We start from the raw sequence: 23,959 nt of genomic DNA on the forward strand, positions 1-23,959 counted from the left end.
AGGGGCATGTTGCCCTCCGCTGGTTGAATGATGTCAGAATAGAACGCTTCGCTTGATGAAGATTTAAGAGACTCCTTAAAAAACAAAGCATGTGTGCAAATAAGCCGCAAATGCTCGTTGCCTGGGCATTCTCGGGCCGGGATATACGCCCCCGGCGCCCTCTCTCCGTATCCGCTACTCTCAGGCCTTTACCAGCCAGGCATGTTCCGGGGCATTGTAGAACTTCCACACCCGTTTCGGCCCCGCCATGACATTCAAATAATAGAGATCGTAGCCGTGGCAGGCTGCGCATGGGTGATAGCCCTTCGGCACCATCGTCACGTCGCCATCTTCCACAGCCATCACCTCGTCGAGCGACCGGTCGTCGGTATAGACACGCTGGAAGGCAAAGCCCTGCGGCGGGTTAAGGCGATGATAGTAGGTTTCCTCGAGATAGCTCTCGTTTGGCAGATCGTCCTGGTCGTGCTTGTGCGGTGGGTAGGAAGAGGTATGGCCGCCGGGCGTGATCACCTCGACGACGAGCAGCGAGTGGGCGGCACCATCGTCTTCCGGCATAATGTTGTTGACGTATCGAACATTCGTCCCCTGGCCTCGCGTCAGCGCCGGATGCGTGCCGGGCGGAATGGCGCGCGCCGGGTGATCGCCGCCACCGGGTGCCGAGCAGACGGCCAGTTCGAGATCTGTTTCCGCGGTGACGGACCAGCTGGACCCGGCCGGGATGTAAAGCGCATGCGGAGCGCCGTCGAATGGGCTCATCCGTTCGCCCAGCAGCCCGAAATCCACATCTCCGGCTGTCGCCCGGCCTTTTCCACTGACCCAGACAAGGCAGACCTCCCGCTCACCCGTATCACCCGCCGCGCTCTCACCCGTCTTCAGGCGGTACAGGTCAAAGCCGACATAGGTCCAGCCGGCTGTTTCCGGGGTCACGTGATGGACTTTGCCAGTGGTCCCGCTGGGGCTGACATGCAGGTGGGACTTCGTCATTTTGAGATCTCCTGTAAACACTGGCGAAGGAACGACAGCCGTTTCATCCCTTCGGAAAACCCTGCGTCTCAACCGTATAGCCGGCCAATGTCATGACGCGCATCAGTTCGGCGTGACCAATTTCAGCCATCCGTTGCGGCGGCGCCTTGCGCGGATCCTGCTCGGCTTCGACCACGAACCAGCCCTCGTATCCGTAGTCGGCAAGCCGCTTGACGATGGCTCCGAAATCGAGCGAGCCGTCGCCCGGCACCGTGAAGGCGCCGAGTGCCACCGCATCGAGAAACGACTGCCGGCTGCGATCAAGTCCGTCGACCACAGGCTTGCGGATATCCTTGACGTGGACGTGGTTGATCCGACCGTGGTGGTTGTCGATGGCGCGCAGCACGTCTCCACCGGCAAAGGCCAAATGGCCTGCATCGAGCAGCAGCGGAATGCCTTCGCCGGAATGCCGCATGAATGCGTCCAGTTCAGCCTCGGTCTCGACCACGGCCGCCATGTGGTGGTGGTAGGACAGCGGCATGCCCTTGTCGGCGCACCATTCCCCAAACTCGGTCAAACGATGTGCATAGGCCTTCATTTCGTCGTCGGACAGGCGTGGCTTGGTGGCCAGCGGCCTGGAGCGGTCGCCCTGGATGGAACGGCCGACTTCGCCATAGACAATGCAGGGCGCATCGACTGCCTTGAACAACTCGATCATCGGCGCGATGCGATCCTTGTTGGCGGCAAGCTCCTCGTCGACAAGCGTGCCCGAGAACCAGCCGCCGCAGAGCGTGACGTCGGCAGCCCGAAGGATCGGCAGCATCACGGCCGGATTGTCCGGAAAGCGGCGGCCCTTTTCCATGCCGGTAAATCCTGCACTGCGGGACTGCCTGAGGCATTCCTCCAGTGATACGTCGTCGCTCAGTTCCGGTAGATCGTCGTTCCACCAGGCGATGGGCGACATGCCGAGTTTGGCTTTCATCATGCTCTCCTCAAGATGTGATCCGGCGATTGTCCGCTATCCGATCCGCTGGGCGGCCCGCTTGGCGACGTAGTTCTTATGGGCCTCGTTGACTTCCGGGCGCAAACTCACCTCGGGAACGGCTACATCCCACCAGTGGCCACCTTCCTCGGTGGTAACCAGCGCATCGGTATCGATGACGAAGACAGACGTCCGGTCGTTCGTCCGGGAGGCTTCTATCGCCTGCTCGAGCTCAGTGATGGACGACACCTTCACGGCGATGGCACCCATGCTTTCCGCATGAGCGCGGAAATCGATGGCCGGCATCACCTCGTGATAGGAGTCCTTCAGGAGGTTGTTGAAGTTGGCACCGCCGGTGGCCATCTGCAGCCGGTTGATGCAGCCATAGCCCCGGTTGTCGAGCAGCACGACGGTTAGCTTCATGCCGAGCATGACGGACGTGGCGATCTCGGAATTCAGCATCATGTAGGAACCGTCGCCGACCATGACGACGACCTCCTTGTCCGGCCGCGCCAGCTTGGCGCCGAGCCCGCCAGCGAGCTCGTAACCCATGCACGAAAATCCGTATTCCATGTGGTAGCTGCCCGGCACCGTCGCCGGCCAGAGCTTGTGAAGTTCGCCCGGCAGACCGCCGGCAGCGCAGAGCACGATGCTGTTTTCGCCGCCGATCGTGCGGGCCACCGCGCCGATAACCTGCGCGTCGGAGGGGAGGGTGGCGTTTGTCGTCGCCATCGCCTTGGTGGCAGCCTCCATCCAGCGTGTCTTTTCAAGCGCTGCTCTCTCGGCGAGCGCTGCAGGGGCTTTCCATCCGGCAAGCCCGGCAGACAGAGCCTTTAGCCCCTCGCGCGCATCGGCAACCAGCGCGTGGGAATCATGCTTGGCAGCATCGAAGGCTGCGATGTTCAATCCCACCATCGAAAGCGCGTCGTTCTTGAACAGCGCCCAGGAGCCGGTGGTGAAATCCTGGCATCGGGTGCCGACGGCAATGATCAGGTCGGCATCCTCTGCAATCGCATTGGCCGCAGACGTACCGGTGACACCGACAGAGCCGAGCGACATCGCATGGCTCTCGTTGATCGCAGATTTTCCGGCCTGGGTGACGACGACAGGAATGCTGTGGGTTTCCGCGAATGAAGTCAGCTCGGCGGTCGCCTGCGAGTAGAGGACACCGCCGCCGGCGATGATGACGGGCTTCTCCGCTTTGCGGATGAGGGCAATGGCGTTGGCGAGTTCGTCGGCATCCGGCCGTGGCCGGCGCTGCGTCCAGACGTGCTCCTCGAAAAGGCTCACGGGATAGTCGAAGGCTTCTGCCTGGACATCCTGGCAAAGTGCCAGCGTCACCGGACCGCAGTCCTGCGGATCGGTCAGTACCTGCATGGCGCGCTTCAGGGCCGAGATGATCTGCTCCGGCCGGGTAATCCTGTCGAAATAGCGAGAGACCGGGCGGAACGCGTCGTTGGCGGAAACCGTGCCATCGCCGAAATCCTCGATCTGCTGCAGCACCGGGTCCGGAGCACGGTTGGCAAACACGTCGCCGGGGAGGAACAATACGGGTATGCGGTTGACATGGGCCACGCCTGCCGCCGTCACCATGTTGAGTGCGCCGGGGCCGATCGAGGTCGTGCAGGCCATGAAGCGCTGGCGAACGCTGGTCTTGGCGTAGGCAATCGCCGCATGCGCCATGCCCTGTTCGTTGTGGGCACGGTAGACCGGCAATTCGTCCCGGATCTGGTAGAGCGCTTCGCCAAGTCCGGCGACATTGCCGTGCCCGAAGATCGCCCATACGCCGCCGAAGATCTGCACCTTCTGGCCGTCGATGACGGTCATCTGCTTCGTCAGGAACTGCGCGACAGCCTGCGCCATCGTCAAACGGATCGTCTTGCCCATCGGGCGCCTCCCAGTTTTCTTCTTTTCCAGTCCGCGGGTCTACAGCCCGCGCGTCTTAAGCCAGGCCTCGGTCAGATGCCGGAAACGGCCGGCCATGTCGGCAATCGCCGCCTCGTCGTCGATCTCGCCAGCAAGCCAGTTGCGCGCCGCTTCGGCAAAGATCGTCCGGCCGACGGCAAAGCCCTTGACCGACGGTGCTGCGAGCGTCGCCTCGAAACCTTTCAGCAGTTCCTCGGCTGGCGCCTCCAGTCCCAAAAGCACGATGCCGCGGCAGAGCGGATCGTTGCCGGTCACCACCGCCTCGATGTTCTTCCAGGCGGCACGCGACGCCTGCGGCTCCAGCTTCCACCAGTCCGGCTTTATGCCGAGGTCATAGAGCTCCTGCATCGCCGTCGAGATCGTGTTGTCGTCGAGCGGTCCGTTCTTGCCGGCGATAATCTCGACCAGCAATTCGCGACCGACCTTTCGCGCCGCGTCGAACAACGTGCGCAGCTTCTCCTGCTGCTCGGCCTTCAACTCCGCCGGATCGTCCGGATGATAGAAGCAAAGGCACTTGATGCAATGGTCGACAGGCCATTCCACGAGTTGCGAGCCGATATCCTGGCTAAATTCGAATCGCAGTGGCTTTGACCCGGGCAATTCGACCGGCCGGCCAATCCATGAGAAGTTTTTGGTGGCAGCATCGAAGAAGGCGTCGCGCCCAAAACGTTCGTCGATCAGCATGCCGTAGCCCGGCCGTCCGTCGGCAACTCGCGCCGCTGCCGAAACCGCCAGCCGCTTGAAGGCATTGATTTGCTCGTAGGGGACGCCGAGTTCGTCGGCGACGCTGACCAGCTGCGAGCGGTGATCGATGGCCAGCGCCATCAGCAGCGGGATGTGACCTTTGCGGGTTGTTGCCCAGTGGATGTGGTTGAGGTCTTCGTCCTTGCGCAGTGCGCGCCGCCGGCTGCCGTATTTAAGGAAGCTGTCGAGTTCGGCCCAGGTCGGATATTCCGGCGAGCAGAGCAGCCGCGATACGGCGAAGGCACCGCAGGCATTGGCCCAGGTGGCGCAGGTCTTGAGAGGCTCGTTCTTCAGCCAGCCCCGCAGAAAGCCGGACATGAAGGCATCGCCGGCGCCGAGCACATTGTAAACCTCGATTGGAAAACCGTCGCCGACGATGCCAGCTTCGAGGTCTTCGGAAATTGCGCCATCATAGACGATGCAGCCCATCGCGCCGCGTTTTAGAACGATGGTGGCAGCGCTGAGTTCGCGGATCGTCTTCAATGCGCCGAGCACGTCATCGGCGCCGGACGCGATGAGGATCTCCTCCTCGGTGCCGACGATCAGGTCGCAGTCAGGGAGCGTCTGCTTCATCTTGGCCGTGACGCGGTCGGATTTCACGTAGCGCTCGAAACCTTCGGCATGGCCGGCAAGGCCCCAGAGATTGGGCCTGTAGTCGATATCGAAGACCACCTTGCGGCCATGCGCCTTGGCGACGCGGATCGCCTTGCGCTGGGCTGCCTCGGTGTTGGGTTGAGAAAAATGCGTGCCGGACACAAGCACTGCACCCGATGAAACGATGAAGTCTTCGTCGACATCGTCTTCCGTCAGCGCCATGTCGGCGCAATCTGAGCGGTAGAAGATCATCGGCGAGACGCCTTCAGCCTCTACCGCCAGCAGCACCAGCGCTGTCAGCCGCTGCTTGTCGGTGACGATGCCATCGGTAGCGACACCCTCGCGGGCCGATTGCCCGCGGATGAAGCGTCCCATCTGCTCGTCGCCAACGCGCGTGATCAACCCTGATTTCAGCCCAAGCCTGGCCGTGCCGATTGCGATGTTGGCCGGGCAGCCGCCAACGGATTTGGCGAAGGACGCGATGTCTTCGAGCCTGGAACCGATCTGCTGGCCATAGAGATCGACAGAAGAACGGCCGATGGCGATGACGTCGAGCGTCGGCTCCGGCCGCGCGCCGTTGTTGAGATTTGCCATTGATATCCTCCGTCAAGATTTCCGCCGGCATCTCCCGTTGCCAACGCCGTGCACCGATAATGAAACATCGGTTCCGTAATTTTGTCAATTCGGAATGTTTATTCCATTTTATGTTTTCCGGATTTTGCCATGGCCCACTTTCTGCGCTGCTCCGCGATGGCGACGGGGAAAGCCATGATCAATGCCATGGACGCCGATAACGAACGAAAGCCGGCAAAATCCGATTCTGCCACTTCGAACCAGTGGGTGGCGCAGGCGGCGAGCGGCGAGAATGCCGAATCGGTGATGGCAATGAGTGGTACGCCGCGGTCGACCAGCAGTTGGCTTTGCACCAGGCTTTCTGCCGCATAGGGCGAAAAACTGGCGGCAATGGCTGCATCGCGCGGCGTGGCGAACTGTACAAGCTCCGTATCGACCCCGTTCGGCGAGGCAACGATCTGGTGGCGGATGTTCAGCTTGGAAAACGCATAGGTCATGTGTGCCGTCAGCGGGTAGGAGCGTCGCTTGGCGATCAGGTAGATGGTTTCTGCTGCCGCAAGGATTTCGACCGACGTCGCGAAGGTGTCCGTCTGCACGGTTGCCGCCAGCCGGTTGATCGACTGGGTGGCAGAGGAAATAAACCCGGCAAGGATCGCCGCGTTCTCATCTTCTACGCGCGCCTCCTCCAGCGAGATCAGCCGCTCCTCGTAGCTGATTGTCCGGTCGCGCAGCCGTTCGCGGAAAATGCTCTGCAGATCGGAAAAGCCTTCATAGCCGAGATGGCGGGCCAGCCGCACCAGCGTCGAGGGCTGGACGTCGGACGCCGTGGCGATGCTGGCCGTCGTGCCAAACGCGATTTCATCGGGGTTGTTGAGGGCAAAGACCGCAACCTGCGCCAGCCGTTTCGGCATGGACGCCTTGCGCTCGATGATCGTGCTGCGCAGGCTTTCGAAATCGCGCGGCACCTTCGCCGGTATCGTCACGTCCTCACTCATTCCACGGCTTTCGTTTTTCCCGGTTTTCGGAACATATATTCCATCTGCAATGATACCGCATCTGCCGATTTCCGCCACAGGCAATTCAAGTGACTGAATTGCTTGCCGATTGTTGCAATCCTCTGGCATTTCACAAACGCCAGACTCGCAGCAAAACGATCCAGATGTTCCAAATCGTCCGGTATGACGCTTGATGGGCACCGCTGCGGTTGACGCTTTCGGGACGAGGCGATACGCCTTGCCTTTGAAGCGCGATGCGCGGCCGCTACGGCTTCGTGTCCCCAATTTCTGGAGGGCTTGCGTGACGGGTAGATTGGTCATTGTCGGAGCAGGGCAGGCCGGCTTTGCTGTTGCTGCCAAGCTGAGGGCTCTCAATGACACGCGGCCGATCACGCTGGTCGGCGCGGAAGAATCGCTGCCGTACCAGCGCCCGCCGCTGACGAAGAAATACCTGCTCGGCGAGATCAGCTTCGATCGCCTGATGTTCCGTCACGAGCACTGGTATGCCGAGCACGACATCGACATCCGTCGTGCGACCTGGGCCGAACAAATCCATCGCGACAAGAAGCAGGTCGTCATGCAGGACGGCAGCGCGCTCGACTACGAAACCCTGGTGCTGGCGACAGGCGCAACCCCGCGCCGACTTCCTGCTGCCATCGGCGGCGATCTCGAGGGCGTCTATGTCGCCCGGGACAAGCGCGACGCCGATCTCCTGTCAGGTGAAATGCGCGCGGGCCGCCGCGTCCTTATAATAGGCGGCGGTTATATCGGTCTCGAAGCAGCGGCAGTCGCCCGTCATCGCGGGCTGGAAGTCACCGTCATCGAGATGGCCGATCGCATCCTGCAGCGGGTTGCCGCCAAGGAAACCGCAGACATTATGCGGGTCATCCACGCAGACCACGATGTCGTCATCCGCGAGAAGACCGGCCTCAAGCGACTGGTGGGCAAGGACGGCCGTGTCGTTGCCGCAGAGCTCTCCGATGGTTCCACCCTCGACGTCGATTTCGTCGTCGTCGGCATCGGCGTCGCGCCGCTGGATCGTCTTGCCAAGGAAGCCGGCCTTGTGGTTGCCAACGGCATCGTCGTCGACGAATACGTCCGCACCTCCGACCCCAGCATCTATGCCGTCGGCGACTGCGCCGCGCTGCGCTGGCAGGGCGAATTGATCCGTCTCGAATCGGTACAGAATGCGGTCGACCAGGCAGAGGCTGCGGCCGCGATCATCGCCGGTGGCAACGAACCCTATGTGCCGAAACCGTGGTTCTGGTCCGATCAGTATGACGTCAAGCTGCAGATCGCAGGCTTCAACAAGGGCTACGACGATACGGTGCTACGGCATGGTGCCCGCGAAGGATCGGCTTCCGTCTGGTATTTCAAGGCCGGCCGGTTGATTGCTGTCGATGCGATCAATGACGCCCGCGCCTATGTCACTGGCAAAAAGCTCATCGACGCCGGCCAGACGCCCGATCGCGACCTGCTGGCCGACGCCGGCACCGACCTCAAGACCTTGCTCGGATAAGTGACGATGACCCTGCCACCCAATGCATTCAAGATCGCCCTGCGCGAGCGCCGCCCGCAGATCGGCCTCTGGGTGGCGATGGCCGATGCCTATGCCGCCGAGATCGCCGGCCATGCCGGTTTCGACTGGCTGGTCCTCGACGGCGAGCACGGCCCCAACGATCTTCGCAGTATAATGGCGCAGTTGCAGGCCCTCCAGGCCTCGCCGTCGGAACCGGTGGTTCGCCTGCCGACCGGGGCAAGCTGGATGATCAAGCAGTTTCTCGACATCGGCGCCCGCACGCTGCTCATCCCGATGGTCGATTCGGCCGAGCAGGCAGCAGAACTCGTTCGCGCTGTCCGCTATCCGCCGGACGGCATCCGTGGCATGGGCGCCGGCATCGGCCGCGCCTCGCGGTTCAACACCGTTGCCGGCTACGTTGCCGATGCAGGCAAGGATATCTGCCTCCTCGTCCAGGCCGAAACCCGCGCGGCGCTTGCCGACCTCGAGCGGATTGCCGGTGTCGAGGGCATCGATGGCATCTTTATAGGGCCTGCCGACCTTGCTGCCGACCTGGGCTTTCCGGGTAATCTCGAGGCGCCCGAGGTGCAGGACGCGATAGAGGCCGCCATAGCCACCATCGTCAAAGCGGGCAAACCGGCCGGAATCCTGACATTCAACGAGACCCTCAACCGCCGCTACCTGGAACTCGGCGCCACTTTTGTGGCCGTCGGCGCCGATGTCACCGAATTCTCCACGGCACTCCAGCGCCTTCGCCGACGCTACGGACCGGAACCGGAAAATGCCGAAGCCGGCCCACGCGGCTACTAGCCCTCGCACTCCCGGGGTTTAGCGCACAGCAAGACACTTTTCTGACGGCATTGGAAAAAAAACCTTGCCTTTGGAGCCTTTGCCCAATAGTCACGGCCTCGGAGAGGTGGCCGAGTGGCCGAAGGCGCTCCCCTGCTAAGGGAGTATACGTCAAAAGCGTATCGAGGGTTCGAATCCCTTCCTCTCCGCCATTCTTTCAAATGTGCGGATTTATCTAATCATTACAGCGTCTTACGTCCACAATTGTAGATTATTTGTGCCAAGCGCTTGTGCCAAAATATTCGTTCCATCGCCAAATCAGGCGATATCAACTGCGATCATCTAGTCCGGGACTGGGAATCATCCAATCGAAAGACCGGAACTCAGTAGTGCGGTCCCAGCGGTAATCGCAATTTCCCGAAGGCCTACACCTCAACGAAGATAGAGCAGAACTACAGTTCAGTTTCAAGGCGGCGTATCTTAACTAGGGTTGTAATGGTTCCCATGAAATTCCCGTTGGTGTAATTATCCTCTTGCTCCAGATATCAATGGCTATCGACGTGAGAGGCTTAAGTATTCGGGGTCAAGGTCAGTCGGTTGCCGTGGTCGAATGTAGACATCTTGTAAAAAGTAAAAGTCGCTGGGTGGAGATTGGACCTAGTGTGTTTTCTCAAGATGTATTAGCTATTTCCAAATGCTAAGATACTTTATCTCTTCCCTTTCGGTAATTATGAAGAAATCGTGCGGCCTTTTCCTAATCGCCGCAGTTATGCTTTGCACCTTTACGATTTCTACGCCTGCTAGTGAGAATGAGGGGTTTCCGGTAAGGATAGTAAGTCAGCCAAAGCCGTCCTTGGAAGATCTGGAAAGGGAGCGGCAGACTACCGCCCGACAGCAGGCCGATCTTACCGCTCAGCAAACCGTGGCATCAGCGACCGTTAGTTTGTCGATGTGGAGCAAGTGGCAGTTTATGCTTAGCCTTTTGGGAACTGCGGGAATTGCTATTTCGATAATCCTAGCTCGGGAGCAGATCAAAAGTGCTAAGCACGCCCTTGAGACCACTGAGCGGGCTTATGTGGTCGCTGGGGGGATACGTTACATATCGCATCCATCCCCAACTGGCCTGTTTTGGAGAATGCGTCCTTCTTGGATCAATCGAGGTGCTACGCCTACCCGTAAAGTTCGTGTCAGCGTTGGCTACGAGTTGCGAGACGATGATCTGCCAGGAGACTTTGATTTTGTGGGCAGCTTACCACCCCGCATTGCGACAGTTAATCTTCATCAAGACGGTGGGTCTATTGAAGCCAATCCTATTGACTACTATGCCTCGGATTTGCTTCTCATCGCTACAGGTAAAAGGCGGCTCTTCGTTTTTGGGCAATGCGACTATGAAGACGTTTTTGGTCGGTCTCACACGACGCGCTTCTGTGTAACTGCGATCAACATTACGGGAGATGTATCGATGCCGTACACGCCCGCCAACAATGTGGAAATTCCTTGGGCCGTTCTAGATAGGTTCAATTCTGATGACTGATTTCGTCAGTTTGGAGACAACACGCGCTGGCTTTCGGGTAAACCCAGCGTCCTCCTTTCGTTGTGGCCGGGAGGTGTAAGCCGCTCGATTGCCTTCCCCGCCTTTCTTTCGTAAAATACAAAAAAAGCCTGGCGGGAACCGAGCCTGTGTTGACGTTTGCTGCGGTGAAATATCGAGGCGAATGGTCTACACGCCCTATTTACAGGGCTTCTAGGCTTCTAGGCTTCTAGGCTTCTAGGCTTCTAGGGCTTTGCTGTAGCCTGTCGATGGCTAATTAGCCACTTTGGTCAGCCATTGAAATCCTTAGGTTCACCTCAGAAATCTCCGAGATCAACAGCAGCCTTGGGCCATTCCCTACTGCCTGTGACAGCTTCCGATACCTCGGTAACTGTAACGTCGGTTATCGGCGCTTACGCCGATGGTCAGCTCGTCGGTTTCGTGAATGGTGCGTGGGATGAGGCGTTCACGCCTTTATTCTCGACACCCGCGTCGCCCCTCGAATGCGAAGACAGGGGATTGCTACCGGCATGATAAAAGAGGCCACCAGTATTGCGCAGGAGCACGATGCAAGGTGGTTGAGTGTCAACGTCGAGCCGCAGCTGGTCTCACTCTACCGTAGTTGCGACTTCTGGCCGACGGAGGCGGGGCTTATAGAGCTGAAGTAATGACGTCCGCCGGACCGGATGCCTACCCCATGTCTGCACCCAAGCTCGAATCGCAGGCGGAATCGCACACACGATCCGAATCGACGTCCAGCGCATGTCCATTCCCCAACCGGGAATCGTTGCCGGGCTGTTTCCAAATGTTGCCGCCTGCCGTGGAAATGCCGTACATGTGGCAGGGTTTCCAGGGATTTTGTGCGTCGGCAGGTCTACCGAAAGACTGTGACGGGCCGGCGCGTCGGGGTTAAGTCCGTGCGAGATAAGGCTTTTTCTTAATAAAGGCTAAATAAACCACCCTTCATCTCACCGTTTTGTGTCCTTTCGGCAACATGAATTGGGGAAGGGTCCCCCCAAAACCCCCTTCCGGCAAGATGTCGATTGCGTGACGGCGCCCGTCGAGTATTTTCAACAACGGAAGCGAGGGCGTGATCGTCCACTTCTTGAAACATGGGGATGGGGCAGGGAATGCCTTCGGGTTAAAAATCCCAGACCCAATTGAAACTTTGAACTGGAGGTCAATCATGAACATCAAGAGCCTACTTCTCGGCTCCGCTGCTGCCCTCGCAGCAGTATCCGGTGCTCACGCTGCAGACGCTATCGTAGCTGCTGAGCCTGAGCCGCTTGAATACGTCCGCATCTGCGATGCATACGGCGCTGGCTACTTCTACATCCCAGGCACGGAAACCTGCCTCAAGATTGGCGGCATGGTTCGTACTGAAGCTCAGTGGCACAACCCATACGCTGTTGGCGATCGCTTCAAGCGCGGCACGGAATGGCACACTCGCGCTGAACTCAACGTCGACACGGCAACGGACACAGAATACGGTCCGCTGAAGACCAACATGGTTTACCGTTTCGACTCGACTGAAGGTGTCAACGACTCCAAGGTTCTGTTCGCAACGATCAGCCTCGGCGGCTTCATCGTTGGTAAGACGGACTCGCAGTACAATCAGTGGATTGGTTATGCTGGCAACGTCATCAACGACGACGTGATCGGCGATGGACCTTACGAGCTGAACCAGCTCTCCTACGTATACGACGGCGGCAACGGCTTCACCGGCGTTCTGTCGGTTGAAGACAGCCAGTCTGGCGACCTTGCAGTTGATCCGAACAATCCTGGCCGCGACATCTCTGACCACTACACACCTGACTTCGTTGCCGGCCTCGGCTACAAGACTGGCATGTTCGGTCTGAAGGTTGTCGGCGGCTACGACTCGGTTGTTGAAGAAGGCGCTGTCAAGGCTCGCCTCGACCTCGACTTCGGCACGTTCTCTGCCTTCTTGCTCGGCCAGTACAACACTGACGGCAACAAGATCAACCGCTACGCCAATGGCGACGCTAGCGGCGCTTCGACCGGCGATTGGCAGGTTTGGGGTGGCACGACTGTCAAGTTCAACGACAAGCTCGAGTGGAACACTCAGGTTTCGTATGCTGACAGCAAGACCTTCGAAGCTACGACAAACCTCAACGTTTTCGTTGCTAAGGGCTTCAAGATCCAGCCAGAAATCACCTACGTCAAGTACGACAACGCCGTTCTCGACGACAACACGTTCTCTGGTATCCTTCGCTTCCAGCGCACGTTCTAATTCAATACGACTTCGGTCGATTGAAAGGAGCCCGGCTTTCGAGCCGGGCTTTTTCGTTTTTGCTCTTTGTCTGTTCTCCAGGTCTTGTTTCCGCTGCCTTTTCCAGGCCGCGAGGTGATCAATCACCTTTCATGACGGAATTATCACAGTTTCGTGACGTGATTTTTGTGCAACGCACCAATCCAAAGCTTTGTCACAAACGGTGCCTGTTACGCATTGATATTTCATTGTTATATTCAATCGCTATGGTCTGCCCAGAACCGAAGCAGACGCGCTTTGGTTCTCCCCAAGGGGGGGTCACAAATACAGGGATGGGGTAGGACACGCCGATTTTTCGGCGCGACGTCTCACGCCCAGTCGTCTTTTGATTGGAGCTAATTGCAATGAACATTAAAAGCCTTCTTCTCGGCTCGGCCGCTGCCTTCTCGGTAGTATCCGGTGCACACGCTGCCGACGCCATCGTCGCTGCTGAACCTGAGCCGCTGGAATACGTCCGCATCTGCGACGCTTACGGCGCGGGCTATTTCTACATCCCGGGCACGGAAACCTGCATCAAGATCGGCGGCAAGGTTCGCTCTGACGTCAGCTGGTACAACGCTTACAAGGCCGGCCAGGACGCTGCTGCTCGCGGCACATACTGGAAGACACGTGCCGAACTTTCGATCGACACTGCAAGTGACACTGAATATGGCGCCCTGAAGACTGACGCCGTTTTCCGCTTCGAGTCGGCCGAAGGTAACAACACCAACAAGCTTCTCTGGGCCAACATCAGCCTGGGTGGTTTCCTCGTCGGTAAGAATGACTCGGTCTACTCGACCTTCCTCGGCTACGCTGGCGACGTCATCAACGACGACATCATCGAATACGGCATCAACGGCACCGACGAACTGAACCAGCTGACCTACGCCTACGACTCTGGCACCGGCTTCACGGCTGTTGCTTCGCTCGAAGACAGCACCAACGGCACTGCAGCTGGCGCCAATGGCGAGAACAGCTCGGATCACTACGCTCCGGACGGCGTTCTCGGTCTCGGCTACAAGGCCGGCGCTTTCAACTTCCGCGTTGTCGGCGGCTACGACTCGATCGTCGAAGAAGGCGCTGTCAAGGCTCGTGTTGATGCCAAGTTCGGCGGCTTCACCGCCTTCCTCATGGGTGGCTACAACACCGATGGCAACAAGCTCAACAAGTATGCTGGTGCCGGTGGTGCTGGTATCGGTTGGGGCGACTGGGCTGTCTGGGGCGGCATTGGCCAACAGATCAATGACAAGCTGAAGGCCAACGTGCAGCTGGCCTACGACGACAAGAAGACGTTCGCAGCAACGGGCAACCTGAAGTTCAACCCGGTCAAGAACCTGCTCATCGAGCCGGAAGTCACCTACGTCAACTACGACAGCGTCAACAAGGACACCTGGTCTGGCATCATCCGCTTCCAGCGTTCGTTCTAATACTGAGTTGATCTAACCTCCTGTCAAAGAGATGGCCCGGTATCCCAGCCGGGCCATTTTCGTGCCGACAATTTCGAGTCGGTGAGCTCGGGAATTGGATCCCGGGCACAAACTCTGTGCCCGTCAGTCGGCGGGAAGGGTGGCGGACCTAACGAATCGGTAAGCCGCGAAAGGCCCCTTCAGCCGCGTCCGTGGATGAGGTCCTGCTCGATATCACTCTTCTGACCAAGCCGAGCCTTGTAGACCTCGTAGTTTTCCATCACCCTTTGCACATAATTGCGGGTTTCCGGAAAGGGAATGCGCTCGATCCAGTCGACGACTTCATCCATCGACTTGCCGCGCGGGTCGCCGTAGCGGCTGATCCATTCGGGCACTTTTTTCGGACCGGCGTTATAGGCAACGAATGTCAGGATATAGGATCCGCCGAATGCATCTATCTGCTCGCCGAGATAGTGCGAGCCGAGCGTCGCGTTGTAGCCGGCATCTTTCGTCAGGCGGTCGGCTGAATAAACGATCCCGTGGCGACCGGCCACAGCCTTGGCGGTCTTCGGCAGCAGTTGAAGCAATCCACGGGCATCTGCGGACGACACGGCCTGCGGATTGAAGGCGCTTTCCTGTCGGGCGATGGCATAAGCCATGGCCTTTCCGGAGCCAGCGATATTGGCATCGTCTGGAATGACGCCGATCGGAAAGGCAAGCGCTGCGACATCGACGCCGCGTCCATAGGCGATCTTGCCGACTTGCAGCGAAAGCTGGTGATTGCCGGACTGCTCGGCGCTGGCCGCAAGCAGCGCGATCTCGCCCGGGCTTTGCAGCTGTTGGGCTAGCGCGCGGTAAAGACTGTCGGCGCGCCAGCCATTGCCGGCTGCCTCTAGGCGCGCGATCGCCAGCACCGCTTCTCGCGATTGAAAGCGCTGCCGGTCTTCCGGCGATGGCGATGGGTAGGTCACGTCCAGCATCTGCCGTCCGAGCTTTTTCGCGGCAAGCTGACCGTAGAACGTGCTCGGAAGGGCGGCGGCCTTCGCATAGAAATCACTGGCCTTGCCCGGGCCGCCGGCTTCCGCCGCGCGTCCCAGCCAATACCAGGCACGAGAGACGGAGATCGGTCCGTTCGACACGCCGAGGATTTTGCGAAAATGCGTTGCTGCCGTGGAGGGATCCTTCAGGCCGCGCAGCGCATACCAGCCTGCATGGAACTCCGCTTCGCCGACATCGACCGGGGTGACGGCGACGTTGTCGTCGGCAATTCTGTATGCAGCCTTGTAGTTACCTTGGTCGACAAGGCCGCGGCTGACGATTCGCTGCTCGTCCCACCACTGGCTCGCGTCGATCAGCAGGCTGCGATCGCGCGGCATTCGCGCCAGCAGGGCTGCAGCCGTATCGTAGTTTTCCTTGCGGCGCTCAAATTCGACCCGCATGAAGAGATAGGCCGGATCGCTTTTCCACTGCGTCGAGATGTTGGCAAGCAGGCTCGCAGCCTTGGGGCTTCGATCGTTGACAGCTGCCCATGCAGTATAGAGTGATTGTGCCTTGCCTAGATCGCCAAAACGCTTCGCCTGCGCCGTCTTGCTTCGGTAGAGCAACAGATCCATGCGTGCTTTTTGGTCGGCGGGGCTGAGCAGGCCGCCAAAAGCTGCCAGATATTTGTCCTCGAGCGATGCGTCCAGCGTCTGGTTTCGCCAGACGTTGCGGATATAGGCGGCTGCCTGGGCGGGCTTTCCAACGGCAATGAGGGCCTTTGACAACACGAATGCACCTTCCGGCGTTTCCGGTGCGGTCTCTCCGAAGGCAGCGAGCACCTCGGCCGTGGACGGATTCTCGTTGTAGATCGCCCGCTCGGAGAAGCCACGCAGACTGGCGAGCCCCGGCCAGCCCGCAAGCTCTTGCGAGGCGGAAGCGATTTCGGCGGACGGTATCCCGGTCTGTCCCGACGTGGCAATTGCCCAGGTGAGGATGTGGCGGTCCAGCGTTCCGCGCGCCATGCCATTGCGGACGGCGATGGCCTGCAGCGGCTTCCGGTTCGACAGCGCGTCGAGGCCAGCCTTGAGATCGGCGCTCGCAGGCGCGATGTTGGAAGCGCGTGGAATAGAACCAGTCGTCAGCGGATCGTTCGGAATTGCCATGGCGACTGATGTCTGCGGCTGCCCGGCCGGATCAGGGGCGCTTTCAATCGGCAGCCCGGCCGCAAGACAGCCCCAGGCAATGGCAAGGCCTGTGGCGGACACGACCAGGATCGATTTGTTCATCCGGCTACTCACGCGAATTCAGATCCCCTCAATCTGCCGAAAGCCATCTTAACGAAACCTTAGCGCATGCACGAATTATCGATCTAACATGATACCGGAATTTGCAAACGAAGCCATAAAGCGCGCTTGTCGGAGCCAGATGGCCGCTTTATGGTGCGCAGATTCATAACCAAGGATTGCGGCCGAAGCGTGAAATGCCAGGCCTTGAGGAGTTTGCATGTTCAGGGGATCCATTCCCGCTCTCGTTACGCCCTTCACCGCTGCGGGCGCCGTCGACGAAGCTTCTTTTGCCTCGCACGTAGAATGGCAGATCACCGAGGGGAGCACCGGGCTTGTCCCTGTTGGCACCACCGGCGAATCGCCGACCCTGTCGCACGCCGAGCACAAGCGCGTCGTCGAGCTGTGCATCGAGGTCGCCGCCAAGCGCGTGCCCGTCATGGCAGGCGCGGGATCCAACAATACGCGCGAAGCGATAGAACTGGCACAGCATGCCGAAAAGGTTGGCGCGAATGCAGTCCTGGTCGTCACGCCCTATTACAACAAGCCGACGCAGAAGGGGCTCTATGCTCACTTTTCGGCGATTGCCGAGGCCGTTAAGCTACCGATCTACATCTACAATATTCCAGGTCGCTCTGTCGTCGACATGACGCCTGAAACCATGGGTGCGCTGGCTAAGTCCTATGGGAATATTGTCGGCGTCAAGGATGCGACCGGCAAGATCGAGCGCGTTTCCGAGCAGCGCATCACCTGCGGCAATGATTTTCATCAGCTGTCGGGCGAGGATGCGACCGCTCTCGGCTTCAACGCCCATGGCGGGGTCGGATGTATTTCGGTGACGGCAAACGTCGCGCCGCGCCTCTGTGCCGAGTTACAGAAGGCGACCCTTGCCGGCGACTACAAGGCGGCGCTTTCGATCCAGGACCGGTTGATGCCGCTGCACAAGGCAATCTTTCTCGAGCCCGGTCTCTGCGGTGCAAAATATGGCCTGTCGCGTCTGGAGCGGATGAGCCGCCACGTTCGCTCGCCGCTGCTGTCTACGCTGGAACCGGGTACGGAAGCAGCGATCGATGCTGCGATGCGCCACGCCGGCCTGCTGAATTGATAGCTTGAGGCGAAGGCGGCGGCGTTCGTCGCCGTCGCGTCTTCACAATCCGGTCATACTCCCCTATCTAGGGCCCTGAACATCACTGCGGCCCGCATTTTCTCATGTTTGAGCGCCGCCGGTACCCGAGGGACGGAACAACAGATCATGGCACCCAAAGGCAGCCAACGCGTCGTCAAGAAGGTTGTCGCCGATAACCGCAAGGCTCGCTACAACTATGAGATCCTCGATACCTATGAAGCCGGCATCATGCTCATGGGCACCGAGGTGAAGGCGTTGCGCGACGGCAAGGCGAATATCGCGGATAGTTATGCCTCGGACGAAGGCGGCGAGATCTGGCTGATCAATTCCTATCTGCCGGAATATCTGCAGGCCAATCGCTTCAACCACGAGCCCCGCCGTCGCCGCAAGCTGCTGCTGACCGCCCGCGAAATCAACAGACTTCGCGTCGGCATCAATCGTGAGGGCATGACCCTCATTCCGCTGAAAATCTATTTCAACGATCAGGGCCGCGCCAAGCTCGAACTGGCTCTTGCCAAGGGCAAGAAGCTGCACGACAAGCGACAGACGGAAAAAGAACGCGACTGGAACCGCCAGAAGACCCGAATTCTGAAGGACAACGGCTGATGCAGATGGTGAGGCTGACCGTCGGCGACCTGGTCTTCGTCGCTCGTTTCGAGAACAAGAAGGCGCCTCGGACCTGCAAGGCATTCCAGGCTCTGCTGCCCTTCGTCAATCAGACGATCCACTCGCGCTGGAGCGGCGAAGCGGTCTGGGTACCTCTCGGCGATTTCGAGTTCGGCGTCGGTTTCGAAAACCACACCACCCATCCGTCACGCGGCGATATCCTGCTTTATCCCGGCGGCCACAGCGAAACGGAGCTGCTTTTCGCCTATGGCAGCTCGTCATTTGCCAGCAAGATGGGCAGTCTTGCCGGAAACCATTTCCTCACCGTCGTCGAAGGCGCTGAGCACCTGCCGGAGATGGGCCGCCGTGTTCTCTGGAACGGCGCGCAGCCAATCCGCTTCGAACCCATTGGCTGACCGTCTAACGCAGTCTCTCTAGCCAGGCGGATACGGATATCGTCGACCGAACTATTCTTCCTGTTCGGCCGTCGGTGACGCGTCCACAAGCCGTGCCGGTCTTTCGGACGGATCCCTGCCGATCTCGGATTTCAGCGAGACCAGGTCGATGAAGTGATCGGCCTGCCGACGAAGGTCGTCGGCGATCATCGGCGGCTGGGTCGCCATCGTCGAGATGACGGAAACCTTGCGTCCGCGACGCTGCAGCGCTTCGACAAGCGTCGTGAAATCGCCGTCCCCGGAGAAGATCACCATGTGATCGACAGTCTCGGACTGCTCCATGGCATCGATGGCCAGCTCGATATCCATGTTGCCCTTTATCTTGCGGCGTCCCATGGAGTCGGTGAATTCCTTGGCGGGCTTCGTGACCACCTTGTAGCCGTTGTAGTCGAGCCAGTCGATCAGCGGCCGTATGGAGGAATATTCCTGGTCCTCGATCAGCGCAGTGTAATAGTACGCGCGCAACAGGTAGCCGCGTTTCTGGAACGCTTTCAGCAGCTTGCGATAATCGATGTCGAAGCCGAGACTTTTGGAGGCGGCGTACAAATTCGCGCCGTCAATGAAGAGTGCAATTTTCTCGCGAGGGTCAAACATGGCTGGTTTATCCATTGCTGCAAAAAGAAAACACTAAAAGGCAATCAAAACAAAGCCTTATCGCTAAAATATAGAAACAGGTCGCTTAATTCACGAATTGTTCATATAAGGAGATTTAGGGCAGGATTCCAGTTATTCCAAGCAACTCTGGATTGAAATGAAAAATTCAATTTCCGTTTCCTCGTCCAGCAGCGGTTGTTATCTGTCGCCTTGCGAGGAAAAACTTGAATTTGCCGCCGTTTGATTGTATCCGGCATCCTAATTCCATACATGTCGACGACATCACGACCGTAAAGGACAGGCAATGGCCCGTGTCACCGTAGAAGATTGCATTGATAAGGTAGAGAACCGGTTCGAGCTTGTTTTGCTCGCCAGCCATCGCGCCCGGCTCGTCTCCCAGGGTGCAGCGATCACCATCGACCGCGACAATGACAAGAACCCCGTGGTTGCCCTTCGCGAAATCGCCGACGAGACCCTGTCTCCAGACGATCTGAAGGAAGACCTGATCCACTCGCTGCAGAAGCACGTCGAAATCGATGAGCCTGAGCCAGATCCGGCAACTCTTGCCGCCGCTGGTTCTTCTTCCGAGGAAGACGACGACAAGCCGGAAGCTGTAACCTTCGACCAGATGTCGGAAGAAGAGCTGCTGGCCGGCATCGAAGGCCTTGTACCGCCGGAAAAGAGCGACGATTACTGATCGTCAATCTTGATGCTCCGCGTTGGAGCTATATGATGGTGAAATGTCTGTGCGCCAGTCATCCGATTGGCGCGCTTTTCTTTTTACCGGAGTAGCGTTGGATGATGCGGCAATACGAGCTTGTAGAGCGAGTTCAGAAGTACAAGCCCGATGCCAACGAAGCGCTTCTGAACAAGGCTTATGTCTATGCGATGCAGAAGCATGGACAGCAGAAGCGCGCCAGCGGCGATCCATATATTTCCCATCCGCTGGAAGTCGCTGCGATCCTGACGGATATGCATCTCGACGAATCGACGATTGCGGTCGCCCTCCTGCACGATACCATCGAAGACACGACGGCAACGCGGGCCGAAATCGACGAGCTTTTCGGTGAGGACATCGGCCGGCTGGTCGAGGGGCTGACGAAGATCAAGAAGCTCGATCTCGTCACCCGCAAGGCAAAGCAGGCTGAAAACCTCCGCAAGCTGCTGCTCGCCATCTCCGACGATGTGCGCGTATTGCTGGTGAAGCTCGCCGACCGCCTGCACAACATGCGCACGCTCGACCACATGCCGGCAGACAAGCGCGCCCGCATCTCGGAAGAGACGATGGACATCTATGCGCCGCTTGCCGGGCGCATGGGTATGCAGGATATGCGCGAGGAACTGGAGGAACTGTCCTTCCGCCATATCAATCCGGAAGCACACGACGCAGTCACCAAGCGCCTCGAGGAGTTGTCGCAACGCAACGAGGGGCTGGTCAAGAAGATCGAAACCGAGTTGCGCGATCTCCTGGTCGCCAACGGCCTCGACAATGCCGTCGCCAAGGGCCGGCAGAAGAAGCCCTATTCCGTCTTCAGAAAAATGCAGTCGAAGTCCCTGTCGTTCGAGCAACTGTCGGATGTCTATGGCTTTCGTATCATCGTTGACGATCTGCCTGCGTGCTACCGGGCTCTCGGCATCGTCCACACGCGCTGGCGCGTCGTTCCCGGTCGTTTCAAGGATTACATCTCCACGCCCAAGCAGAACGACTACCGTTCGTTACACACCACCATCGTCGGCCCGTCGAGCCAGCGCATCGAGCTGCAGATACGCACCCGGCGCATGAACGAGATTGCCGAATACGGCATTGCAGCTCACGCGCTCTACAAGGATCAGAACGCGGCGGAAGGTGATCTGCTGTCGCGTGAAAGCAACGCATACTCATGGCTGCGCCGCACTATCGAGGCATTGGCGGAAGGTGACAGTCCGGAGGAGTTTCTTGAGCATACCAAGCTCGAACTGTTCCAGGATCAGGTCTTCTGTTTCACGCCGAAGGGCAAGCTTATCGCGCTGCCGCGCGGCGCAACGCCGATCGACTTTGCCTATGCCGTGCATACCAACATCGGCGATACGACAGTCGGTGCCAAGATCAATGGTCGGATCATGCCGCTCGTCACACGGCTTGCAAACGGCGACGAGGTCGAGATCATTCGCTCCGGCGTACAGGTGCCTCCCGCCGCCTGGGAAGAGATCGTCGTTACCGGCAAGGCGCGCGCCGCCATCCGTCGCGCCACCCGCATGGCCATCCGCAAGCAATATGCCGGCCTCGGCTACCGCATCCTCGAGCGTACATTCGAGCGCGCCGGCAAGATATTTACCCGCGACGCCCTCAAACCGGCGCTGCACCGGCTTGGCCAAAAGGATGTCGAGGATGCCATTGCTGCCGTCGGGCGAGGGGAGATGTCGTCGCTTGACGTGCTGCGCGCGGTCTATCCTGACCACCAGGACGAACGGGTGACGGTTAAGCCTGCCGGCGACGAGGGCTGGTTCAATGTCCGCAGCGGCGCCGGTATGATTTTCAAGATACCTGGCCAGAGCAAGGTCGCCGATCTCGCCAATGCCGGCATTGACGACCTCGAAACCCTGCCGATCCGCGGACTGGCTGCCGACGTGGCCGTACATTTCGCGCCGACGGGTGCAGTGCCCGGGGACCGTATCGTCGGTATCCTCGAGAAGGGCCGGGGAATCATCATCTATCCCATCCAGTCGCCTGCGCTGCAACGCTTCGACGACCAGCCGGAATGCTGGATCGACGTGCGCTGGGATCTCGACGAGGCCAACAAATCGCGGTTCACCGCCCGCGTGCTGATCAATGCTCTCAACGAACCCGGCAGCCTTGCCAAGATCTCGCAGACAGTCGCCGACATCGACGTCAACATCCGTATCTTCAATACCGTGCGTGTTGCAGCCGATTTCACCGAGATGGCACTCGATGTCGAAGTCTGGGATCTGCGCCAGCTGAACCAGATGTTGCTGCAGTTGAAGGACCTCGACTGCATTGCCACGGTTAAGCGGCTTTATGAATAATTAACCGCGTCGCAGGTGCCGGAGGCGCCATGTGCATCTTTTATGATCGTTTCTTAGTCATTTTGTCGCAGGTAATGGCCTACATATGCATAGAATGCATGGCTGCACTGGTAATCGGGCGTTGGTCATTAACGCCTGCACGAGCTATATTCACCTCATCGAAAGAAACAAACCAGATGAGGAAATGACAATGTTTGGTCCCTTCAAGAAATTCGCCCGCGCCCTCCGCGTTCCTAGTGTTGAAGAACGCGAAATGGCTTACCTTAACGGTTCTAACGACCGCTTTGATCTTGAGTATCGTCAGCGTCAAGTCGACCGTGGTGCATTCCGCAACCGTTAATCGACAGTAGACTTACGAAATGGGAAAGGCGGCGTGCAAATGCAACGCCGCTTGCGAGTGGTAAAACACTTGCACCACTCGCTAAAAGAAGCGCATGAGCGCTCTTGTCATCGCGGCTTCGCCTGCACTAGATATGCCGCATGTTATTTCGCCGAAGAAAACCACAGAAGCTAACTGAAAAGCTGCGCGACATGGTCTGGCCCCGCAAGGGCTTCATGCGTCCTGTCCGCTATTTCCAGAGACGCATCGTTCGCCTCAGTGCTTCCCCGCATGCCATTGCGGCTGGTTTTACTGCAGGCATCCTTGTTTCATGGACGCCCGTGATCGGTGTACATATCGTCATCGCTTTCGTGCTGGCTTACATCGTTCGCGGCAACCTGCTTGCAGCAACCCTCGGCTGCCTTGCGGCCGGCAATCCTTTTACCTACCCCTTCATTTGGGCCATCACCTGGGAGATCGGGCACCTGATCCTCGGGCGCGATAGCGGCAACCAGGGCGGATCCATCGACCTCCCGGCGCTGTTCCACCAGCTCGACGTCTGGCAATTGTGGGATGTCGTCCTGAAGCCGATGCTGATTGGCGCCATTCCCCCTGCCATCGTCTCTGGTGTCATCGTCTACAGCATCACGTTCTACGGTGTCCGGGGCTTTCAGCGCCGCCGCAAGGCACGGCTTATGGAGCGCGCCCGCGACCGCGTCACGCTTGCAGTCGAGAATGCATCCAGCGTCTAGGCGCAAGGTATCGCGTCTACCAGGAGATCCGGCATGATCATCGGCATCGGCAGTGATTTGATCGACATCCGTCGGGTCGAAAAATCCATCGAGCGCTTCGGAGAGCGTTTCACCGGACGTTGCTTTACCGCCCTCGAACGCCAGAAATCCGACGGCCGCAAGAACCGTGCGGCGTCTTACGCCAAACGTTTCGCGGCGAAGGAGGCCTGCTCGAAGGCCCTTGGCACGGGGCTTGCCCAGGGCGTGTTCTGGCGCGACATGGGCGTCGTCAATCTCCCGAGCGGCAAGCCGACCATGCAATTGACGGGCGGAGCTGCCGATCGCCTTGCCGCGATGATGCCGGCTGGCCACAAGCCCGTCATTCACCTGACCATCACCGACGACTTTCCGTTGGCTCAAGCCTTTGTGATCATCGAGGCTGTGCCCGCGACATCCTGATGCCTTGCTTCAGTCGCTTTTCATGCGGGTGGCATTGCAGCAGTGATATGAAGCGGCTAGAGAGTGCCTGACAGTCAATTGCGCCGGTGG

Annotated in this window: 20 protein-coding genes, 1 tRNA gene and 1 pseudogene; 15 read left to right on the forward strand and 7 right to left on the reverse strand. The window is 59.0% G+C overall.

The features are described 5' to 3' along the window. Positions 1–180: 180 nt before the first annotated feature. The 5 genes from iolB to EQW76_RS15240 all read right to left on the reverse strand — a co-directional run bounded on the left by iolB (position 181) and on the right by EQW76_RS15240 (position 6,777). Positions 181–984: a 5-deoxy-glucuronate isomerase gene (iolB, locus tag EQW76_RS15220; RefSeq protein ID WP_142829799.1), complete on the reverse strand. Its 804-nt coding sequence runs from the start codon at positions 982–984 to the stop codon at positions 181–183. A 43-nt stretch (positions 985–1,027) separates the two neighbouring features. Beyond that, positions 1,028–1,945: a myo-inosose-2 dehydratase gene (gene iolE, locus EQW76_RS15225; protein ID WP_142829797.1), complete on the reverse strand. Its 918-nt coding sequence runs from the start codon at positions 1,943–1,945 to the stop codon at positions 1,028–1,030. Between the two features lie 36 nt (positions 1,946–1,981). Next, the gene (iolD, locus tag EQW76_RS15230) at positions 1,982–3,832 is read right to left on the reverse strand and encodes a 3D-(3,5/4)-trihydroxycyclohexane-1,2-dione acylhydrolase (decyclizing) (protein WP_142829795.1); all 1,851 of its coding nucleotides are present in this window, start codon (positions 3,830–3,832) and stop codon (positions 1,982–1,984) included. A gap of 39 nt (positions 3,833–3,871) precedes the next feature. After that, the gene (gene iolC, locus EQW76_RS15235; protein WP_143122963.1) at positions 3,872–5,803 is read right to left on the reverse strand and encodes a 5-dehydro-2-deoxygluconokinase; all 1,932 of its coding nucleotides are present in this window, start codon (positions 5,801–5,803) and stop codon (positions 3,872–3,874) included. 98 nt (positions 5,804–5,901) lie between these two features. After that, positions 5,902–6,777 (reverse strand): MurR/RpiR family transcriptional regulator, encoded by an 876-nt coding sequence (locus tag EQW76_RS15240; RefSeq protein ID WP_142829791.1) that lies wholly within the window; start codon positions 6,775–6,777, stop codon positions 5,902–5,904. Positions 6,778–7,078: 301 nt separating this feature from the next. Between EQW76_RS15240 and EQW76_RS15245 the strand changes: the two genes are divergently transcribed. From EQW76_RS15245 to EQW76_RS15275, 7 genes and pseudogenes are all read left to right on the forward strand, one after another. After that, entirely contained in the window at positions 7,079–8,296 is a 1,218-nt protein-coding gene (locus EQW76_RS15245; RefSeq protein ID WP_142829790.1) for an FAD-dependent oxidoreductase, read from the forward strand. 6 nt (positions 8,297–8,302) lie between these two features. Next, complete coding sequence (locus tag EQW76_RS15250) at positions 8,303–9,106, forward strand: HpcH/HpaI aldolase/citrate lyase family protein (RefSeq protein ID WP_142829788.1); 804 nt, start codon at positions 8,303–8,305, stop codon at positions 9,104–9,106. Between the two features lie 100 nt (positions 9,107–9,206). Continuing rightward, positions 9,207–9,297 (forward strand) — tRNA-Ser (locus EQW76_RS15255). Positions 9,298–9,938: 641 nt separating this feature from the next. Continuing rightward, positions 9,939–10,619, forward strand: coding sequence for a hypothetical protein (locus EQW76_RS15260; protein ID WP_142829786.1), 681 nt, complete (start codon positions 9,939–9,941; stop codon positions 10,617–10,619). A 396-nt stretch (positions 10,620–11,015) separates the two neighbouring features. Next, a pseudogene (locus EQW76_RS15265) lies at positions 11,016–11,284 on the forward strand (GNAT family N-acetyltransferase); the annotation flags it as partial. A 518-nt stretch (positions 11,285–11,802) separates the two neighbouring features. Then, positions 11,803–12,867, forward strand: a complete 1,065-nt coding sequence (locus tag EQW76_RS15270) for a porin (protein ID WP_142829784.1) — start codon at positions 11,803–11,805, stop codon at positions 12,865–12,867. Positions 12,868–13,250: 383 nt separating this feature from the next. Then, positions 13,251–14,312 carry a porin gene (locus tag EQW76_RS15275; protein WP_142829783.1) on the forward strand — a complete coding sequence of 354 codons (1,062 nt, stop codon included), beginning with the start codon at positions 13,251–13,253 and terminating at the stop codon, positions 14,310–14,312. A gap of 179 nt (positions 14,313–14,491) precedes the next feature. On the opposite strand, the gene EQW76_RS15280 is transcribed toward EQW76_RS15275, so the two are convergent. Further along, positions 14,492–16,558, reverse strand: coding sequence for a lytic transglycosylase domain-containing protein (locus EQW76_RS15280; protein WP_142829781.1), 2,067 nt, complete (start codon positions 16,556–16,558; stop codon positions 14,492–14,494). A 217-nt stretch (positions 16,559–16,775) separates the two neighbouring features. On the opposite strand from EQW76_RS15280, the gene dapA reads away from it, so the two are divergent. From dapA to EQW76_RS15295, 3 genes are all read left to right on the forward strand, one after another. Beyond that, positions 16,776–17,660: a 4-hydroxy-tetrahydrodipicolinate synthase gene (gene dapA, locus EQW76_RS15285; RefSeq protein WP_142829779.1), complete on the forward strand. Its 885-nt coding sequence runs from the start codon at positions 16,776–16,778 to the stop codon at positions 17,658–17,660. A gap of 147 nt (positions 17,661–17,807) precedes the next feature. Continuing rightward, positions 17,808–18,287, forward strand: a complete 480-nt coding sequence (smpB, locus tag EQW76_RS15290) for an SsrA-binding protein SmpB (RefSeq protein WP_111220398.1) — start codon at positions 17,808–17,810, stop codon at positions 18,285–18,287. Beyond that, complete coding sequence (locus tag EQW76_RS15295) at positions 18,287–18,703, forward strand: DUF3830 family protein (protein ID WP_142829777.1); 417 nt, start codon at positions 18,287–18,289, stop codon at positions 18,701–18,703. Before smpB ends, EQW76_RS15295 begins: the two co-directional genes overlap by 1 nt. Before the next feature lie 51 nt (positions 18,704–18,754). Here EQW76_RS15295 and EQW76_RS15300 read toward each other — a convergent pair whose 3' ends face one another. Further along, the gene (locus EQW76_RS15300; RefSeq protein WP_142829775.1) at positions 18,755–19,336 is read right to left on the reverse strand and encodes an NYN domain-containing protein; all 582 of its coding nucleotides are present in this window, start codon (positions 19,334–19,336) and stop codon (positions 18,755–18,757) included. Positions 19,337–19,640: 304 nt separating this feature from the next. Here EQW76_RS15300 and rpoZ point away from each other — a divergent pair, with 304 nt between their 5' ends. The 5 genes from rpoZ (at position 19,641) to acpS (ending at position 23,869) form a co-directional block, all read left to right on the forward strand. After that, positions 19,641–20,033, forward strand: coding sequence for a DNA-directed RNA polymerase subunit omega (gene rpoZ / locus EQW76_RS15305; protein ID WP_111220401.1), 393 nt, complete (start codon positions 19,641–19,643; stop codon positions 20,031–20,033). A 101-nt stretch (positions 20,034–20,134) separates the two neighbouring features. Beyond that, entirely contained in the window at positions 20,135–22,360 is a 2,226-nt protein-coding gene (locus EQW76_RS15310; RefSeq protein ID WP_143122964.1) for a bifunctional (p)ppGpp synthetase/guanosine-3',5'-bis(diphosphate) 3'-pyrophosphohydrolase, read from the forward strand. Between the two features lie 190 nt (positions 22,361–22,550). Continuing rightward, the gene (locus tag EQW76_RS15315; RefSeq protein WP_111220403.1) at positions 22,551–22,700 is read left to right on the forward strand and encodes a DUF3563 family protein; all 150 of its coding nucleotides are present in this window, start codon (positions 22,551–22,553) and stop codon (positions 22,698–22,700) included. 140 nt (positions 22,701–22,840) lie between these two features. Further along, entirely contained in the window at positions 22,841–23,431 is a 591-nt protein-coding gene (locus EQW76_RS15320) for a DUF2062 domain-containing protein (protein ID WP_111220404.1), read from the forward strand. Between the two features lie 33 nt (positions 23,432–23,464). After that, the gene (gene acpS, locus EQW76_RS15325) at positions 23,465–23,869 is read left to right on the forward strand and encodes a holo-ACP synthase (RefSeq protein ID WP_142829771.1); all 405 of its coding nucleotides are present in this window, start codon (positions 23,465–23,467) and stop codon (positions 23,867–23,869) included. Positions 23,870–23,959: the final 90 nt, after the last annotated feature.

The organism is Rhizobium sp. rho-13.1 (assembly GCF_007000305.1).
GTDB classification, from domain to species: domain Bacteria; phylum Pseudomonadota; class Alphaproteobacteria; order Rhizobiales; family Rhizobiaceae; genus Rhizobium; species Rhizobium rhododendri.